At 54.1% G+C, this 16150-nt stretch carries 15 protein-coding genes, 6 tRNA genes and 1 other RNA gene; 10 read left to right on the top strand and 12 right to left on the bottom strand.

Features of this window, described 5'->3' with window-relative positions; translation table 11 throughout:
* Window positions 1-216 carry a DUF3820 family protein gene (locus tag F3J31_RS05655; RefSeq protein WP_003861328.1) on the top strand — a complete coding sequence of 72 codons (216 nt, stop codon included), beginning with the start codon at window positions 1-3 and terminating at the stop codon, window positions 214-216.
* On the opposite strand, the gene F3J31_RS05650 is transcribed toward F3J31_RS05655, so the two are convergent.
* Complete coding sequence (locus tag F3J31_RS05650) at window positions 213-1208, bottom strand: bile acid:sodium symporter family protein (RefSeq protein ID WP_045909444.1); 996 nt, start codon at window positions 1206-1208, stop codon at window positions 213-215. The genes F3J31_RS05655 and F3J31_RS05650 overlap by 4 nt on opposite strands.
* An 89-nt stretch (window positions 1209-1297) precedes the next feature.
* Between F3J31_RS05650 and F3J31_RS05645 the strand changes: the two genes are divergently transcribed.
* Window positions 1298-2233: a LysR family transcriptional regulator gene (locus F3J31_RS05645; protein ID WP_167211830.1), complete on the top strand. Its 936-nt coding sequence runs from the start codon at window positions 1298-1300 to the stop codon at window positions 2231-2233.
* Here the strand turns inward: F3J31_RS05645 and F3J31_RS05640 are convergent.
* Entirely contained in the window at window positions 2230-2568 is a 339-nt protein-coding gene (locus tag F3J31_RS05640; RefSeq protein ID WP_045909442.1) for a FlxA-like family protein, read from the bottom strand. The genes F3J31_RS05645 and F3J31_RS05640 overlap by 4 nt on opposite strands.
* Before the next feature lie 206 nt (window positions 2569-2774).
* On the opposite strand from F3J31_RS05640, the gene xapA reads away from it, so the two are divergent.
* From xapA to F3J31_RS05625, 3 genes are all read left to right on the top strand, one after another.
* Entirely contained in the window at window positions 2775-3599 is an 825-nt protein-coding gene (xapA, locus tag F3J31_RS05635; RefSeq protein ID WP_167211827.1) for a xanthosine phosphorylase, read from the top strand.
* 51 nt (window positions 3600-3650) lie between these two features.
* The gene (locus F3J31_RS05630) at window positions 3651-4907 is read left to right on the top strand and encodes a nucleoside permease (RefSeq protein WP_167211824.1); all 1257 of its coding nucleotides are present in this window, start codon (window positions 3651-3653) and stop codon (window positions 4905-4907) included.
* Between the two features lie 67 nt (window positions 4908-4974).
* Window positions 4975-5862: a LysR family transcriptional regulator gene (locus tag F3J31_RS05625; RefSeq protein WP_167211821.1), complete on the top strand. Its 888-nt coding sequence runs from the start codon at window positions 4975-4977 to the stop codon at window positions 5860-5862.
* 99 nt (window positions 5863-5961) lie between these two features.
* On the opposite strand, the gene F3J31_RS05620 is transcribed toward F3J31_RS05625, so the two are convergent.
* The 5 genes from F3J31_RS05620 to F3J31_RS05600 all read right to left on the bottom strand — a co-directional run bounded on the left by F3J31_RS05620 (window position 5962) and on the right by F3J31_RS05600 (window position 6494).
* A non-coding RNA gene (locus F3J31_RS05620) (RtT sRNA) lies at window positions 5962-6090 on the bottom strand.
* Between the two features lie 26 nt (window positions 6091-6116).
* A tRNA-Lys gene (locus tag F3J31_RS05615) sits at window positions 6117-6192 on the bottom strand.
* Between the two features lie 4 nt (window positions 6193-6196).
* Window positions 6197-6272 (bottom strand) — tRNA-Val (locus tag F3J31_RS05610).
* 29 nt (window positions 6273-6301) lie between these two features.
* Window positions 6302-6377 (bottom strand) — tRNA-Val (locus F3J31_RS05605).
* Window positions 6378-6418: 41 nt separating this feature from the next.
* Window positions 6419-6494, bottom strand: a tRNA-Val gene (locus F3J31_RS05600).
* Between the two features lie 258 nt (window positions 6495-6752).
* Between F3J31_RS05600 and gltX the strand changes: the two genes are divergently transcribed.
* Window positions 6753-8168, top strand: a complete 1416-nt coding sequence (gene gltX / locus F3J31_RS05595) for a glutamate--tRNA ligase (protein WP_167211818.1) — start codon at window positions 6753-6755, stop codon at window positions 8166-8168.
* 44 nt (window positions 8169-8212) lie between these two features.
* Here the strand turns inward: gltX and F3J31_RS05590 are convergent, their stop codons facing one another.
* Together F3J31_RS05590 and F3J31_RS05585 are read right to left on the bottom strand one after the other, a co-directional pair.
* Complete coding sequence (locus F3J31_RS05590) at window positions 8213-8605, bottom strand: YfeC-like transcriptional regulator (RefSeq protein ID WP_045909400.1); 393 nt, start codon at window positions 8603-8605, stop codon at window positions 8213-8215.
* Between the two features lies 1 nt (window position 8606).
* Entirely contained in the window at window positions 8607-8969 is a 363-nt protein-coding gene (locus F3J31_RS05585) for a YfeC-like transcriptional regulator (RefSeq protein WP_045909399.1), read from the bottom strand.
* A 217-nt stretch (window positions 8970-9186) separates the two neighbouring features.
* Here F3J31_RS05585 and F3J31_RS05580 point away from each other — a divergent pair.
* The 3 genes from F3J31_RS05580 to F3J31_RS05570 all read left to right on the top strand — a co-directional run bounded on the left by F3J31_RS05580 (window position 9187) and on the right by F3J31_RS05570 (window position 11785).
* Window positions 9187-9262 (top strand) — tRNA-Ala (locus tag F3J31_RS05580).
* Window positions 9263-9303: 41 nt separating this feature from the next.
* A tRNA-Ala gene (locus F3J31_RS05575) sits at window positions 9304-9379 on the top strand.
* A 216-nt stretch (window positions 9380-9595) separates the two neighbouring features.
* Window positions 9596-11785, top strand: coding sequence for an EAL domain-containing protein (locus F3J31_RS05570; protein ID WP_167211815.1), 2190 nt, complete (start codon window positions 9596-9598; stop codon window positions 11783-11785).
* Between the two features lie 44 nt (window positions 11786-11829).
* Here F3J31_RS05570 and F3J31_RS05565 read toward each other — a convergent pair whose 3' ends face one another.
* Window positions 11830-13017, bottom strand: coding sequence for a NupC/NupG family nucleoside CNT transporter (locus F3J31_RS05565; RefSeq protein WP_045909397.1), 1188 nt, complete (start codon window positions 13015-13017; stop codon window positions 11830-11832).
* Between the two features lie 348 nt (window positions 13018-13365).
* Here F3J31_RS05565 and F3J31_RS05560 point away from each other — a divergent pair, with 348 nt between their 5' ends.
* Window positions 13366-14604 carry an Nramp family divalent metal transporter gene (locus F3J31_RS05560; RefSeq protein ID WP_167211812.1) on the top strand — a complete coding sequence of 413 codons (1239 nt, stop codon included), beginning with the start codon at window positions 13366-13368 and terminating at the stop codon, window positions 14602-14604.
* 33 nt (window positions 14605-14637) lie between these two features.
* On the opposite strand, the gene F3J31_RS05555 is transcribed toward F3J31_RS05560, so the two are convergent.
* Window positions 14638-14988, bottom strand: a complete 351-nt coding sequence (locus F3J31_RS05555; protein WP_048224360.1) for a DUF2502 domain-containing protein — start codon at window positions 14986-14988, stop codon at window positions 14638-14640.
* Between the two features lie 127 nt (window positions 14989-15115).
* Complete coding sequence (mgrA, locus tag F3J31_RS05550; protein WP_167211810.1) at window positions 15116-16114, bottom strand: L-glyceraldehyde 3-phosphate reductase; 999 nt, start codon at window positions 16112-16114, stop codon at window positions 15116-15118.
* Window positions 16115-16150: the final 36 nt, after the last annotated feature.

The raw sequence follows: 16150 nt of genomic DNA, 5'->3' as shown, positions 1-16150 counted from the left end.
GTGGAGAAAGAGCAGCTCGTTGAGATCGCCAATACCGAGATGCCGTTCGGTAAATACAAGGGCCGCAGGCTGATTGATTTGCCGGAGGAGTATCTGCTGTGGTTTGCCCGTAAGGATGAATTTCCGGCAGGGCGACTGGGCGAGCTGATGGCGATAACGTTACTGATCAAAACCGAGGGGCTGACCCAGCTGGTGCAGCCCCTGAAACGTCCTTAAGCCTTCGCGGCGCGGGTCGCTTCCTGCGCCAGCTTTTCGGTCTGGCGCTTGTAGCGACGCGCCAGCACCGCGCAGACCATCAGCTGGATCTGATGGAAAATCATCAGCGGCAGCACCATCATCCCAATCACCGAGGTCGGGAACAGAATGTTGGCCATCGGGATGCCGTTCGCCAGGCTCTTCTTCGAACCGCAGAACACAATCGTAATTTCATCCGCTTTGTTGAAGCCGCACTTACGTGCCACAAAGACGTTTACCGCTATTACAATCGCCAGCAGGACAATGCTGACCACCACGATAAACAGCAGCGAGCCTGCCCCCACCTTGTGCCAGATCCCGTTCACGACCGCTTCGCTGAAGGCGGAGTAAACCACCAGCAGAATCGAGGTCTGGTCGGTTTTTGAAATCCATTTTTTATGCTTCGCCACAAATGCGCCGGTCCACGGACGGGAGAGATGGCCCAGGACAAAGGGCAGCAGCAGCTGCAGACAGATTTTGCCCACCTGCTCAAGGTTACCTTCCGCACCGTGCATGTTCATCAGCAGGCCCACCAGCAGCGGCGAGACGAAAATCCCCAGCAGGCTGGAGGCTGATGCCGAGCAGACCGCGGCCGCCACGTTCCCTCCCGCGAGAGAGGTAAAGGCAATGGCGGACTGCACCGTGGCCGGAAGAATACAGAGATACAGGAAGCCGGTGTAGAGCGCCGGGTCGACGTTAACCGGCGCCCACCAGGCAAACAGCACCCCGAGGATCGGGAACAGAATAAACGTGCTGCACATCACCCAGAGGTGCAGTCGCCAGTGGCTACCGCCCGCGATAATGGCTTCACGGGAGAGTTTTGCGCCGTGCATAAAGAACAGCAGCGCGATGGCGGCCGTCGTCAGCCCTTCAAAGAACGGGACGAACCCGCCGCGAGCGGGAAAGAACGAGGCCAGTAAAACGGTAACCACCAGGGTGAGCGTAAACGGATCAACAATACGAAATAGTTTCATAATGACTCCTGAAAACAGATGTCGCTATTGTGCTTTTTTCCATTTGAGAAATAAAATTGATTTATTGCATCCATTCATGAATTAAACAGATGAATTATTCCTTACGCCAGCTTCGTATTTTCGTCACCGTCGCCCATGCCCGCAGCTTTAGCCGGGCAGGGGAGATGATTGGCCTGAGCCAGTCGGCGGTCAGCCACAGCGTGAAAGAGCTGGAGAATCAGACGGGGGTAAGATTACTCGATCGTACCACGCGCGAAGTGGTGTTGACCGAAGCCGGACAGCAGCTGGCTCTGCGCCTTGAACGGCTGCTGGATGAGCTGAACAGCACGCTCAGAGACGTGGGGAGACTTGGCCAGCAGCTTTCGGGTACCGTGCGGGTTGCGGCCAGCCAGACGATCTCTGCGCACCTTATCCCTCAGTGTATTGCCGAGGGAAGCCATCGCTACCCGGACATTGATTTTGTGCTGCATGACAGACCGCAACAGTGGGTGCTGGAGAGCATCCGCCAGGGAGATGTCGATTTTGGTATTGTTATCGATCCCGGCCAGGCGAGCGATCTGGAGTGCGAAAGCGTACTTTCAGAGCCCTTTTTGCTGCTCTGCCGTGACGACGATCCGCTGGCCGCGTTACCGGAGGTCAGGTGGCAGTCACTGCAGGGCGCGAACCTGGTTTTACAGGATTATGCCTCGGGCAGCCGTCCGCTGATTGATTCCGCACTGGTGGATCAGAGGGTCAAGGCTGCAATCGTGCAGGAGATTGGTCACCCGGCAACGCTGTTTCCCATGGTGGAAGCCGGAATTGGCATCAGCGTATTGCCCGCCCTGGCGCTTCCCCTGCCGCAGGGAAGTCGACTGGCCGTGAAGCGGTTGACGCCCGTTGTCGAGCGAAAGCTAATGCTGGTGCGGCGAAAAAATCGTTCACTCTCGGGGGCGGCGCAGGCTATCTGGGAAGTGGTGCGTATCCAGGCACAGCGATTAACCGAGGCCCGCATACGCGATCCACTGTTTAACGCATCAGAAGATTAGATGTAGATATCAATCTGATTAGTGTCTGACGGGCTATTCACGCCTTCCACTTTGCCCAGTTTTTGTTCCTGCTTCTTCTGGGCCTCTTCGGCCTGCTGGCGCTGCAGCGCGGCGAGCTGCGCCTGCAGCACTTTGATCTGGGTCTGAATCAGTTCCTGCTGTTTTTTCTTCTCATCGGTGCTGATGGGGCTGTTCGACAGCTCTTTTAACTGCTGGGTCAGCTTTTTGATCTTGTCGAGAATGCGGGTGATTTGCGCAGAGATATCGTTACTGCTCGAAGTGCCACTCGCGCCGCTGGTTTGTATCTGTTGGGTTGAAGCCTGAATGGTCGTCATACTTTTTCCTCGCGGTATAAAACAGAGGTATCGGCACCGGCGGGATTAGCTTGAGCAAAACTGCCATATCTGGCAGGGAGTTGCATCGATACACAATCAGTATTGATGGTGCGGTGAAAGTGTATTGGAGGTCACCGGCAGGCTGCGGATATAAGACGTAAGTCATGCGATCCCCGCATCGCGATCTTCATCCTTAAGGAGCCTCTATGACCCTCTCGAATAATCCGTGGTACTGCGCCGACATCATTCGCGCCGCTAAGCCAAACTTCACGCCTCGCGTGGCGTTTATTCTCGGCTCTGGCCTGGGCGCCCTTGCCGACCAGATTGATGACGCCGTTTCCCTGAGCTACGAAACGCTGCCTGGCTTCCCGGTGAGCACCGTGCATGGCCATGCCGGGGAGCTGGTGCTCGGGCATCTTGCCGGGGTGCCGGTTGCCTGCATGAAGGGGCGCGGCCATTTCTATGAGGGGCGAGGGATGGCCATCATGACCGATGCGATCCGTACCTTTAAGCTGCTGGGGTGCGAACTGCTGTTTAGCACCAATGCGGCGGGCTCGTTGCGCCCGGACGTTCAGCCAGGCAGCCTGGTTGCTCTGAGCGACCATATTAACACCATGCCGGGCACGCCGATGGTAGGGCTGAACGATGAGCGCTTTGGCGAGCGTTTCTTCTCGCTGGCCAATGCTTACGACGCGGATTACCGCGCCATTCTGCAAACCGTGGCGACGAAAGCCGGCTTCCCGCTCCATGAAGGGGTGTTTGTTTCTTATCCCGGTCCGAACTTCGAGACGGCGGCCGAGATCCGCATGATGCAAATTATCGGCGGCGATGTGGTGGGCATGTCCGTAGTGCCGGAAGTGATTTCCGCGCGTCACTGCGGCCTGAAGGTCGTGGCCGTTTCTGCGATTACCAATCTCGCGGAAGGGCTGGGCGATATCAAACTCTCGCATGAACAAACCCTCGCTGCCGCTGAGCTTTCCCGCCAGAACTTTATCAATCTTATCTGCGGTTTTCTTCGCCATATTGCCTGAGTAAAACAATAAAGTGGCCCGTGAGGGCCACACTGCTATAAGGAATGGGTTATGAACATCACGACTCGCTTAAAGATGATGTCCTTTATGCAATATTTTATCTGGGGGAGCTGGTTGGTTACCCTCGGCGCTTACATGATTAACACCCTACATTTTACCGGCTCCGACGTGGGCATGGTGTACAGCTCCAAAGGACTTGCCGCGATTGTTATGCCCTCGCTGGTGGGAATTATTGCCGACAAATGGCTGCGGGCAGACCGCGCCTACGTGATTTGTCATCTCGTTTGCGCCGTCGCGCTCTGCTATGCCGCACAGGTTAATGAGCCGGGCCTGATGTTCTGGGTCATGCTGGTGAATGCGATGGCCTTTATGCCCACGATTGCGCTGTCGAATACGATTTCTTACTCCTGTCTTGAACAGGCAGGGCTGGATACGGTGGGCCATTTTCCGCGAGTGCGGGTGTATGGCACTGTGGGCTTTATTGCCGCGATGTGGACCATAAGCCTGATGGGGGCGGAGCTGAGCAACCTGCAGCTCTATATGGCGGCTGCCGCGTCCGTGCTGCTGGCGCTCTATTCTCTGACATTGCCGGCCATTCCGGTGGCGAAAACAAAAACGTCTCCGTCGCTGGCCAGCAAGCTGGGCCTCAATGCGTTTGTCCTGTTTAAACAGCCCCGCATGGCGGTGTTCTTTTTATTCGCGATGCTGCTGGGGGCCGTGCTGCAGATAACTAACACGTTTGGCAGCCCCTTCCTGCATGATTTTGCGCGTAATCCGGCGTATGCCGATAGCTTTATCGTCAAATATCCGTCCATCTTGCTCTCTGTTTCGCAAATCTCTGAAGTGTTCTTCATTCTGACCATTCCGTACTTCCTCGGACGCTTTGGTATTAAAACGGTCATGCTGATGAGCATGGTGGCCTGGATGCTGCGGTTTGGGCTGTTTGCCTTTGGCGATCCGTCTGCAACAGGCTTTGTGCTGCTCATGCTCTCAATGATTGTCTACGGCTGCGCGTTCGACTTTTTCAATATTTCCGGCTCGGTGTTTGTCGAACAGGAGGTGAGCGCCGATATCCGCGCCAGCGCACAGGGGCTGTTTATGACAACCGTTAACGGTATCGGGGCCTGGTTCGGATCGGTATTGAGCGGTATGGCCGTCGATTATTTCTCGGTGGACGGAGTGAAGGACTGGCAGACGATCTGGCTGGTATTCGCGGCCTATGCCCTGGCGCTCGCGGTGGTGTTTTATTTCAGCTTCAACTATCGCCACACCTGCAAAAACAGCGAGATGCGCACAGTTGCGCACTAAATTTCCCCTCTGGACGATGAAAGGCTTTAAGGTAGGCACATAAGTGTTATCGCCAGGATATGTTTTGATGGAACGCGCCTATCGGACCGATCTCAAGCTGCTGCGCTATTTTCTGGCCGTGGCGGAGGAGCTGCATTTTGGACGGGCTGCGGCCCGTCTCAATATGTCTCAGCCGCCGTTGAGCCTGCATATTAAAGAGCTGGAAAGCCAGCTGGGGACGTTACTGTTTATTCGCCACTCGCGAAGCGTCGCGTTGACGCATGCCGGTAAGGTGCTGATGGAAGAGTCCCGTCGTTTGCTTGCCGGTGCAAACCAGGCGCTGGCTCGCGTCGAGCAGATTGGCCGGGGGGAGGCAGGGCGCATTGAGCTGGGTATTGTCGGTACCGCCATGTGGAGTGAGGTGCGCACGGTGATGCGCGCTTTTTTGAAATCGCACCCGAATGTCGATGTCGTATTCCGCGAGAAATCCCCGGTCATGCAGATGGCGCTGCTTGAGCGCCGGGAGCTGGATGTGGGCATCTGGCGAATGGCAACCGAGCCTACCGCGGGGTTTACCAGCGTGCGGTTACGCGAGGCCGCTTTTCTGGTGGCGATGCCGGAAGATCACCGGCTGGTGAGCGAATCATCGATTGCGCTCGCAGAGTTGCAGGACGAGTATTTTGTCACGATGCCTTCAGCGCATTCTGACTGGGCATTTTTACATCGCGTCTGCCAGCAGGCCGGGTTTTCGCCGATGATCGTGCGTGAAGCCGTTGAGCCGCAAACGGTACTGGCGATGATCAGCATGGGCATGGGGATTACGCTTGCAGCAGACAGTTACGCGCAAATGCAGTGGCCGGGCGTGGTGTTCCGCCCGCTGAAAGAGCGTATACCGGCAGATTTGTATGTGGTGTATGACGAGAAGCAGGCGACGCCAGCGGTGAAGACGCTAATTGAAACGTTAACAGGAGTGTGATGGTTTCGTAGGCCTGATAAGCGTAGCGCCATCAGGCTATGTTTTTTATGCTCAGTACCGCAGATAGCAAAAAAGCGCCTTTAGGGCGCTTTTTTACATTGGTGGGTCGTGCAGGATGACTCGCTTCGCTCGCCCTTCGGGCCGTCGCCGTAAACGGCTCCGGTGCCTCACTGCGTTCGGCTCGAACCTGCTGCAGGTTCGAATCATCCAGATCGCAGATAGCAAAAAAGCGCCTTTAGGGCGCTTTTTTGCATTGGTGGGTCGTGCAGGATTCGAACCTGCGACCAATTGATTAAAAGTCAACTGCTCTACCAACTGAGCTAACGACCCGAAATGGTGGGCGATGACGGGCTCGAACCGCCGACCCCCTCCGTGTAAAGGAGATGCTCTACCAACTGAGCTAATCGCCCATTTCGGAACTGCTGCGATAAGGTGAGAATGGTGGGCGATGACGGGCTCGAACCGCCGACCCCCTCCGTGTAAAGGAGATGCTCTACCAACTGAGCTAATCGCCCAATCTCAATTCTTATCTACACTGCGAGCCTACCGAAGTAGATGGTGGGTGATGACGGGCTCGAACCGCCGACCCCCTCCGTGTAAAGGAGATGCTCTACCAACTGAGCTAATCACCCCCGCTGTGTGGAGTCGCATTATAGGGAGAGTTGAAAATGAGTCAACGCATTTTCTAAAGTTTTTATTCGTTCGTCGTAAAATTAAGCAAAACGATCGCGAAACGGGCAGTGGCGCATGATTTCTAAACAAAAATCGCAAACTCGGGCCCGATTCAGGGAACAACATTGAGGAATCGCCGCACAGTGATAGAATATTGCCCATCGTTTTTTCCCCAGGATTTGCCGATTGCCGGCATCTTTATAACGTAAGGCCATTTCATGAAAATCAAAACTCGCTTCGCGCCGAGCCCGACAGGCTATCTGCACGTCGGTGGTGCACGTACCGCTCTCTATTCCTGGCTTTTCGCACGCCACAACAAAGGTGAGTTCGTGCTGCGTATTGAAGACACCGATCTTGAGCGCTCCACGCCAGAAGCAATTGAAGCCATTATGGATGGGATGAACTGGCTGAACCTGGAATGGGACGAAGGTCCCTATTTCCAGACCAAACGCTTTGACCGCTATAACGCCGTCATTGATGAGATGCTGGTCGCGGGCACGGCGTATAAGTGCTACTGCTCCAAAGAGCGTCTGGATGCGCTGCGCGAAGAGCAGATGGCGAACGGTGAAAAGCCGCGTTATGACGGCCGCTGCCGCCATGACCACAGCGAGCATGCTGCTGATGAGCCTTGCGTCGTGCGTTTTGCTAACCCGCAAGAGGGGTCTGTGATCTTTGACGACCAGATCCGTGGCCCGATCGAATTCAGCAACCAGGAGCTTGACGACCTGATCATCCGTCGTACCGATGGCTCCCCAACCTACAACTTCTGCGTGGTGGTTGACGACTGGGATATGGAAATTACCCACGTTGTGCGCGGTGAAGACCACATCAACAACACGCCACGTCAGATCAACATTCTGAAGGCGCTGAACGCGCCGGTGCCTATCTATGCGCACGTCTCCATGATCAACGGTGATGACGGCAAAAAACTGTCTAAACGCCACGGTGCGGTGAGCGTCATGCAGTATCGCGACGACGGCTATCTGCCAGAAGCGCTCCTGAACTATCTGGTGCGTCTGGGCTGGGCCCACGGTGACCAGGAGATCTTCAGCCGCGAAGAGATGATCGAACTCTTCTCTCTGAGCTCAGTCAGCAAATCCGCCAGCGCGTTTAACACTGACAAGCTGCTGTGGCTGAACCATCACTACATCAATACCATGCCGCCAGAATATGTGGCGACGTATCTGCAGTGGCACATTGAGCAGGCAAATATTGATACCCGCACGGGCCCTGAGCTGGCGGATCTGGTGAAACTGCTCGGCGAGCGCTGCAAAACGCTGAAAGAGATTGCTGAAAGCTGCCGCTACTTCTATGAAGAGTTTGATGCGTTCGATGCGGACGCTGCGAAGAAACACCTCCGCCCGGTTGCGCGTCAGCCGCTGGAAGTGGTGCGTGACAAGCTGGCTGCCCTCACCGAGTGGACCGCTGAGAATGTGCATCACGCCATTCAGGCGACGGCGGACGAGCTGGAAGTCGGCATGGGTAAAGTCGGTATGCCACTGCGCGTTGCGGTGACCGGTGCAGGTCAGTCTCCGGCGCTGGACGTAACGGTTCATGCCATCGGCAAATCACGCAGCGTGGCGCGCATTAACAAGGCGCTGGACTTCATCGCTGAACGTGAAAATCAGCAGTAATCACGTCTAAGAAAAAACAAACGGCAGGGTAACCTGCCGTTTTTTTATGCCTCTTTTTCCGCGATACCCAGACGTGTAAGAAAACCGTGAATGCCTTCGCGTTTCAAAAAGGCGTCCAGACGCTTCTGTTCTGACGGCGTCATACTCTCCAGCGTCTCTATAATGCCCGGAGACAGGTTTGAAGAGGGGCCATTATAGGCAGACGTGGCCTCCGCGAGATGGTAAACCGCCTGGCGGTTGCGGATCGCCGGGAGACTCATTATATGTTCCTTCACGCGTGCATCGACATGAATGAGCCGCGCGCGACCGCCTTTCACGCCGTTGAGCCCTTCGGTTTTCCACCCCTGCTGACGTATCCAGCGATTGACCGTTTGTCTGGCGACGCCCAAACTTTCCGCCAGCTCTTCCGTGGTCATTTTGCTCCGTAATCTTTTCATATCAGTCCCGATCGCGTATCCCTAAACGTTGCAACAATCCGGTGATCCCTTCCCGTAATAACAGCGATGTCATCTGCTTCTGCTCTTCCGGCGTCATTTCATTAGCCAGCGTCAGGAGGAGGGTATGAAGCGAACGATCATGGCTGGTGCCTTCTGGCAGTTCGGACGTTTCGCTTGCCCGACGTGCGCTGCGGATAAAGTCACGGACTTTTTCGTTCACATGTACCAGGCGCGCTTTTCCGCCCTGGACGCCTGGTTTTGGTGACGTAATCCAACCCTCTTTGCGTACCCATTTATTGATGGTCTGGCGGCTATAGCCAGTGAGCAGGGCTAACTCTTCTGGCGTCATTCGTTCCTTGATCATACAATTTCCTGAATATCTGTGGGGTTAATTAACGGCTCATTTTATAGCACCGTTTTACGTGAAAACGTGACAGGCTTAACTCCTGATTACGAGCACGCTCGCAAAGTGATTCATTTGCATGATTTTTCGGCGATCGAACGGCGGTCATTGATTTTGCCGTTGACACTCCGCAGCGGAATTCATATTATGCCGCCCGTCAACATGACAGCTTTACGATGGGGCTATAGCTCAGCTGGGAGAGCGCTTGCATGGCATGCAAGAGGTCAGCGGTTCGATCCCGCTTAGCTCCACCAAACTCTGAACCCAACAGAGTGCGGTCAGTAAAGTCACATGTGGGGCTATAGCTCAGCTGGGAGAGCGCTTGCATGGCATGCAAGAGGTCAGCGGTTCGATCCCGCTTAGCTCCACCAAAATTGTAAACCCTCGTCATATGACGAGGGTTTTTTTTTATCTGTTTGTAACGTCCATTACTGCATTTTGTTATCAAAAAGAAGGTATTCCTGTACCTCTCCTCAATCGACATCAATAAACCAGTCTATAAATAGACTTGAACTTGATTCGTGCAATTAATAAACCTATTATCCATCCGGTCAATGATTCGGACGGATAATATATTCCCCAACTTAATGAATAGAAAAACGTATAATAATGTAAAGATATTTATGATTGCCCTGGCACTTTGCCTGATTGCGGTACCTGTCTCCCGTTATCTCTCCCCGCGTGCAATTGTTAATGGTCATGACGTTTATTTAGCATGGTTGCCACTCAGCGTGATGCTGGCGGTAATTTTGATATTTGGGCGCCGGGCAATTCTTCCCATTGTGTTAGGTTTTACTGTCACTAATTTATTTTATGTTGATTTAGCGCCGCTACAATATTCAGTTTTGCTTTTCTGTCAGACCTTTGCGCTGTTCGCGGCGTGCGGCCTGCTGCGCCTTATGCTGGGCAAGCGCTGGCGCCACAGCATTCCTAACAAGCACATCGGGCTACGTATATTCTGGCTCGGTTTTATGGTGCCGTTAGGTATTAAACTGTCGATGTATATGGCAGGCTATTTGTTTGATTTTCCGGTGACTATTTCAACTTATTTTGGCGAAGGAACGGTAATTTATAGCGTTGTGGATATTCAAAGCCTGATATGCGCGGGGCTGATTTTTACCATGATGTTCTATTACCCATTAAGAATGATAATTAATCCTCGTTATGCCATCGCCTTCTGGCGGCGAAGCGTGAAGCCCGTGTTTTATCACAAGAATCCGTTATATATTTTTGTCTGGCTGATGCTCTTAGGCTTCATTCTCGTCATTTTATGTGGTCCTTTTGAATCACCGGTCATTGCGGGCTATTTGATGCCGCTGATTTTTATTCTTTTTACCTTAGCGATAAGCCGCCTGACCTATGCGTTGATTTCTCTGCTGTGGGCCACCTCAGCGCTCCTGCTGCTGACCTACAACTATAACTTCCTTAACGGGGTGGAATCGGGCCATTCGCTCTCCTTTATCCTCTCCGTGCTGATCTCTTTCGCCATCTGCTTGCTTTACATGTCGCGAATTTACCAGCGCAGCGAGTGGCTGAAGCGGGGCTGGCAGGACAGGGCGCTGACCGATCCTCTTACCGGTTTGCCCAATATTCGTGCGCTGGAGGATTACCTTGAAATCCATCCGGATGCCAAAGTGTGCATTCTGCGCATGGACAATCTGGAGTTTTTGAGCCGCCACTACGGCATTATCATGCGGGTCCACTGCAAACGAACGATCGCCACGTCGCTTCAGCCGCTCCTGCAAAAAGATGAGCTGCTCTTCCAGCTACCCGGAAGCGAGCTGGTGCTGGTCTTGCTCGGGCCGGAAATTGCTGAACGTCTCCAGCATATGGTCGATCGGCTCAACAGCAATAAGATTTTCTGGAACAACACCGGGCTGGATATTGAGTTTGGCGCGTCCTGGGGAATGGTCGAAAACGGCGAAAAGCTGCATCACACGCTGGGGCAACTGAGCTGGCTGGCAGAACAGGCCTGCGGAGAGCAAAACGTACTCGCGCTCACGAATAGCCTTGAGGCGGCATCAGGACAGACGACAGAGCGTGTCCTGATGCTGGCGCGGATTAAGCATGCCCTGGAGGCGGGGCAGTTCCATTTGTATGCGCAGCCGATCCAGAAGGCGGACGGAAGTGGGTACTATGAAATCCTGACGCGAATGGAGAGCGAGGGGGAGATTATTACCCCTGACCGCTTTATTCCGCTGATTGCGCAGTTCAACCTCAGCCACCGGTTTGATATGTGTGTCATGGAAAAATTACTGGTGTGGCTGCGCGATAACCCTGCAACGCACGCTGGCGCCCGTTTTTCCGTCAACCTGATGCCGCTGACGCTGATGCAAAAAGAGGTGGCGACCGAGATTTGCGCGCTGTTTGAACGGTACGGCGTGGCACCGCAGGCCGTCGTGATTGAGATTACCGAAGAGCAGGCATTCTCCAATTCAGGCTCGAGTATCAACAATATTCAGCAGCTGCGGGATTACGGTTTCCGGATCGCCATCGATGATTTTGGTACTGGCTACGCTAACTATGAGCGTCTCAGACGCCTGCAGGCGGACATCATTAAAATCGACGGCTGCTTTGTGAAAGACATTTGTACAGATGACATGGATGCAATGATCGTGCAGTCGATGTGTAATCTGGCAAAGACGAAATCGCTCTGCGTCGTCGCGGAATATGTGGAAACACCGGCACAGCGGGAGATGTTGCTCCGCTTCGGTGTGGATTACCTGCAGGGCTACCTGATAGGTAAACCCAAACCGCTGGAAGAAATGCGGGCATAAAAAAACCGGGAGCCAGGCTCCCGGTTTTTGTTTAACGGTAAACGTTACAGAACCAGTGCCGCAATGGACGCGGACAGGACGCTCACCAGCGTAGAGCCATAAACCAGCTTCAGGCCAAAGCGAGAAACCACGTTACCCTGCTCTTCGTTCAGGCCTTTAATCGCACCCGCGATAATCCCGATGGACGAGAAGTTCGCGAAAGAGACCAGGAACACGGAGAGAATGCCTTCCGCGCGCGGAGAAAGCGTGCTGGCAATTTTCTGCAGATCCATCATCGCAACGAATTCGTTAGAAACCAGCTTGGTTGCCATGATACTGCCCACCTGCAGCGCTTCGTGAGCCGGAACACCCATCACCCATGCAACCGGGTAGAAGATGTAGCCCAGAATGCCCTGGAAGGAGATACCCAGCACCGCGGCGAACAGGGCGTTCAGGCCAGAAATCAGCGCAATGAAGCCGATCAACATGGCGGCAACGATGATCGCGACTTTGAAACCGGCCAGAATGTACTCACCCAGCATTTCGAAGAAGCTCTGGCCTTCGTGCAGGTTTGACATCTGGATATTCTCTTCGCTGGCGTCAACGCGGTATGGGTTGATCAGCGACAGAACGATAAAGGTGCTGAACATGTTCAGTACCAGCGCAGCAACCACGTATTTTGGTTCCAGCATGGTCATATACGCGCCCACGATAGACATGGAAACGGTAGACATTGCGGTTGCCGCCATGGTGTACATGCGGTTGCGGGACATCTTGCCGAGAATATCTTTATACGCGATGAAGTTCTCAGACTGACCGAGGATCAGGGAACTGACGGCGTTGAAAGATTCCAGCTTACCCATGCCGTTCACTTTGGATAACAGGAAGCCAATTCCACGGATCACGAACGGCAGAACGCGGATATGCTGCAGAATACCGATCAGCGCGGAGATGAAGACGATAGGGCACAGAACCTTCAGGAAGAAGAACGCCAGACCTTCGTCGTTCATTTTACCGAAGACAAAGTTGGTCCCTTCGTTGGCGAATCCGAGCAGTTTTTCGAACATTTCGGAGAAGCCTTTCACGAAGCCGAGGCCTACGTTGGAGTTCAGGAAGAACCACGCAAGTAAAACTTCAATGACCAGCAGTTGGACAACATAACGAATACGAATTTTTTTGCGGTCTGTGCTGACCAGCAATGCGAGTGCAGTAACGACAACAAGTGCCAGGACAAAATGAAGGACGCGGTCCATATTTGCTCCAAATATGAGGCAGGTTTAATTTTCGTGCACATTCTATGTAACAACCGAAAAGAAAACGAGATCGAGGACACACTATAGTTACATCCTGTGACGAGTCTCAAAAATAGTGATCCACAATACATTTTTGTTATGTTAGGTAAATGAGTGAAAAGTTAAGTTTGTGTGCTAGTCTTCACAAAAGAGCCCGCGATTTCAGTTTCTGTTAGATCGCCCAACTTACCCGCCCGTCTATCGTTCAAAGCTATCAGAGAAATCACTGCAAACTTTATAAATGATCTTGATAATCATTCTCATTTTGATAGCATTAAACATAGCAAAGGCTATATTTCAGAGGCAGAAATGACAAACAGTCGCGTAGAGGGTAGCAGTGGCAGAGCAGCGCGCAAGTTGCGGTTCGCATTAATGGGACCTGCGTTCATCGCTGCCATTGGCTATATCGATCCAGGTAACTTTGCGACCAATATTCAGGCCGGGGCCAGCTTCGGCTATAAGCTGCTGTGGGTGGTCGTCTGGGCTAACCTCATGGCGATGCTGATTCAGATGCTCTCCGCAAAGCTGGGGATTGCGACGGGTAAAAACCTGGCGGAGCAAATCCGCGACCATTATCCGCGTCCCGCCGTCTGGCTCTACTGGGTTCAGGCTGAAATCATCGCCATGGCCACTGACCTCGCTGAATTTATCGGCGCAGCAATCGGCTTTAAGCTGATTCTGGGCGTGTCGCTGTTGCAGGGGGCGGTACTGACCGGGATTGCTACGTTCCTGATCCTGATGCTACAGCGTCGGGGTCAAAAGCCGCTGGAGAAGGTCATTGGCGGTCTGCTGCTGTTTGTGGCGGCGGCCTATATTGTCGAACTGATTTTCTCACAGCCGAATCTGGCGCAGCTCGCTAAAGGGATGGCGATCCCAAGCCTGCCAACCTCGGAAGCGGTTTTCCTGGCCGCCGGCGTGCTGGGAGCGACCATCATGCCGCACGTGATTTATCTGCACTCCTCGCTGACGCAGCATCTCCACGGTGGGACGCGTAAAGAGCGCTACTCCGCCACCAAGTGGGACGTCGCGATCGCCATGACCATCGCGGGGTTTGTCAATCTGGCGATGATGGCAACAGCAGCCGCGGCTTTCCACTTTAACGGTCATACCGGTATTGCCGACCTCGACCAGGCGTATCTCACGCTGGAGCCGCTGCTGAGCCATGCTGCCGCCACGATATTTGGTCTTAGCCTGGTGGCTGCTGGTCTCTCTTCTACGGTGGTGGGTACGCTGGCAGGCCAGGTGGTGATGCAGGGGTTTGTCCGGTTCCATATTCCGCTGTGGGTGCGTCGCTCCGTTACCATGCTGCCGTCATTTATCGTGATTCTGATGGGGCTCGACCCCACGCGAATTCTGGTCATGAGCCAGGTGCTGCTGAGTTTTGGTATTGCGCTGGCGCTGGTGCCGCTGCTGATCTTTACCAGCGATAAAACCCTGATGGGCGAGCTGGTCAACTCGACGCTGGTGAAACGGACCGGGTGGGCCATCGTGGTGGTGGTGGTGGCGCTGAACCTGTGGTTGCTGATTGGCACAGCGTTGGGGCTGTAAAAGAAAAAGGAGCCATGAGGCTCCTTTTTGCTGTTAGTCGTCATGACCGTGGTGGCCATGTCCGTGACCTTTGCCGCGACCCCAGCCGCCGCGACGGTCGTCACGATCCCGCCAGCCTTCACGGTAACCGCGCTCATAGGCGCTGTCTTTATACCAGCCGCGGTGTCTGCCGTTATCATGTTTCCACCAGCGATCGCCGCGCCACTCATAGTGACGATGCCAGTAATCACGGTCGCGCCAGTAGCCGCCGTCCCAGTATCTGCCGTAGTCGTCACGATCGCCAATTTGTAATTTTACTGATGGCAACAGGGTGATTTCGCCCGCAGTGGCGATCAGCGGCGCCGAAGCCAGTAATACCGCTGCAAGAATCAGTGACCTGAACATACTCTTTCTCCTTCACGATCGGGGCCTTTGTAGGGCCTGTTAACGCAATTTTACGAGTTGGTAAACCTTCGTATCATCGCCTCAACTCCGAATTCCTGGGTGAGAGCACTTTTTGCTAAAAGTGATGTTATTTTGAGCTGCTGAGGATCGCGTCTATGCGGGCCAATTCTTCCTCTGAGAAATGGCGGTTTGCCAGCATTCCCACGGCGTCATCAATCTGAGCCGCTTTACTTGCCCCAATCAGCACCGAGGTCACTTCCTCATGGCGTAATACCCAGGCCAGCGCCATCTGGGACAGCTTCTGGCCGCGACTTTCTGCCAGGGCATTCAGCTTCCTGACTTTTTCCAGCTTCTCTTCGGTGAGCTGATCGGGTTTAAGGAACTGACTGCCGCTTGCCGCGCGTGAGTCTGCAGGAATGCCGTGCAGATAGCGATTGGTCAGTTGCCCGCCAGCCAGCGGCGAGAAGGGAATACAGCCGACCCCTTTTTCCTGCAACACGTCCAGCAGTCCCGCTTCCGGCGCACGTTCAAAGAGGGAGTATTTCGGCTGGTGGATCAGGCAGGGTGTCCCGAGGTCATTAAGGATATCAATCGCCTGGCGAGCCAGAACCGCCGGGTAGTTGGATAATCCGACATACAGAGCCTTCCCCTGACGCACCACATGGTCAAGCGCTTTCATGGTTTCCTGTAGCGGCGTTTCCGGGTCTGGCCGGTGATGATAGAAGATATCCACATACTCCAGCCCCATGCGCTTCAGGCTTTGATCGAGGCTTGCCAGCAGATATTTGCGCGATCCCCAGTCGCCGTACGGACCCTCCCACATGGTATAACCCGCTTTGGTGGAGACGATCAGCTCGTCGCGCCAGGGCAGGAAATCCTCCTGCAAAATACGGCCGAAATTACGTTCCGCGGATCCGGGAGGCGGGCCATAGTTGTTGGCAAGGTCGAAATGCGTAATGCCCAGATCGAACGCACGCTGTAAAAGTTGACGGCTGTTTTCGATAAGGGTGGCGTCACCAAAGTTATGCCACAGCCCAAGCGAGATGGCGGGCAACCTGAGCCCGCTTCGTCCGCAGCGGCGATACTCCATTGTCCCGTAACGATTTTTGTCCGGCTGATAACCCATTTTCGTAACCTCTGGCGCTGAAGTGAAAAATCAGTG

Source organism: Enterobacter sp. Acro-832 (assembly GCF_011752745.1).
Taxonomy (GTDB): domain Bacteria; phylum Pseudomonadota; class Gammaproteobacteria; order Enterobacterales; family Enterobacteriaceae; genus Enterobacter; species Enterobacter quasiroggenkampii.
The sequence above is the reverse complement of the archived record's forward strand: the minus strand, read 5'-3'. Positions and strand labels throughout refer to the sequence as shown.